Here is a 1,242-nt window from a genome sequence, read left to right on the forward strand (position 1 = left end):
ATCGCGGCGCTGGCAGCGCTGGCGGCGGCGATGACGGCCGACGCAACCGCGCCGATCCTCCGCGCGATGACCGAACGCGGACGGTTGCGCGAGGCGGAGGCGCGGCTGGAAACGCTGTTTGATGCGGCGAGGGAGCATCCGGTTGCGGACGGGGCGGGGGACGCGGACCTCTTGATCGACGGCACCCACTTCGCGCCCGGCAGCCGGATCGCCCTGACGGGGCCATCGGGCTGTGGCAAGACGAGTCTGGTCGAGGGATTGCTGGGCCTTCGTCCGCTGTCACCCGGCCGGATCATGATCGGGGGACGCGATGCCGCCTCCATCGCGCCTGAAACCCTGCGCGCTACCTTTGCCTGGGCGCCGCAGGACGCGGCGCTGATGGCGGGCACGGTTCGCGACAATCTGCGGCTGGCCGACGACCAGGCAAGCGACGACCAGCTGTGGCAGGCGTTGCACGACGCTGCGCTCGACGACGTGGTGCGCGCCTTGCCCGAGAGGCTGGATACCTGGCTGGGCGAGGATGGCGCGCGGCTGTCGGGCGGTGAGCGGCGGCGGCTGTTGCTGGCGCGGGCCTATCTGGCGGAAGCGTCCTGGTTGCTGCTCGACGAACCGGGCGAGGGGCTGGATGCGGTGGTGGCGGCGCAGGTCGCGCGGCGCCTGGACGCGCGGCTGAAGCCGACCGGGCAGGGCATGATCATGGTCAGCCATCGCCCGGCGCTGTCGGCCCTTTGTGATCGGCAATGGGTGGCCGACGCGGCAAGCCGCCGATCCGCCGCCTAACCCGCGATCCCGGCTAGTCGGACCCGGTCGAGCAGGCGCACGCCCCTCAGCCCGGATAGTGCGATCAGTCCGCCCTGCTGGAACGCGGTCATGTGACGGCTGACCGTCTCGACCGCCAAGGCCCAGCGCCTCCGCCATCGCAGCCCGTGACAGCGGCAGGCGGAATGCTTCGTCCTCTTCCGCCTCACCCCTACGCGCCATGTCGAGCAGCAATGCGGCGACCCGCGCCTCGGCTCTTGCACGGGCCAGCATTGGCATCCAGCGTCTCACCTCGGCCAGCGTCGCCATCGTCCGGCGCAGCAGCAATCGTCCAGCGGCAGGATGGCGGATGAGCAACGCCTCCAGCGCCACACGTGGATAGACGCACAGATCGGCATCGCTCAGCGCTGCGATCGTGTCGCCGCAATGTTCGGCAAAGAGCGTGCCGACGAAATTTCCGGGATAGAGCAGCCCGACGATCTG

The 1,242-nt window shown here is 70.2% G+C and carries 1 protein-coding gene; it reads left to right on the top strand.

Features of this window, described 5'->3' with window-relative positions; genetic code table 11:
* Nucleotides 1-780, top strand: a 780-nt coding sequence (locus tag MF610_RS18970; RefSeq protein WP_242201911.1) for an ATP-binding cassette domain-containing protein, incomplete at its 5' end; no start/stop codon positions are given.
* Nucleotides 781-1,242: the final 462 nt, after the last annotated feature.

Origin of the sequence: Sphingomonas hankookensis (genome assembly GCF_022664465.1) — a bacterium.
GTDB classification, from domain to species: Bacteria; Pseudomonadota; Alphaproteobacteria; order Sphingomonadales; family Sphingomonadaceae; genus Sphingomonas; species Sphingomonas hankookensis.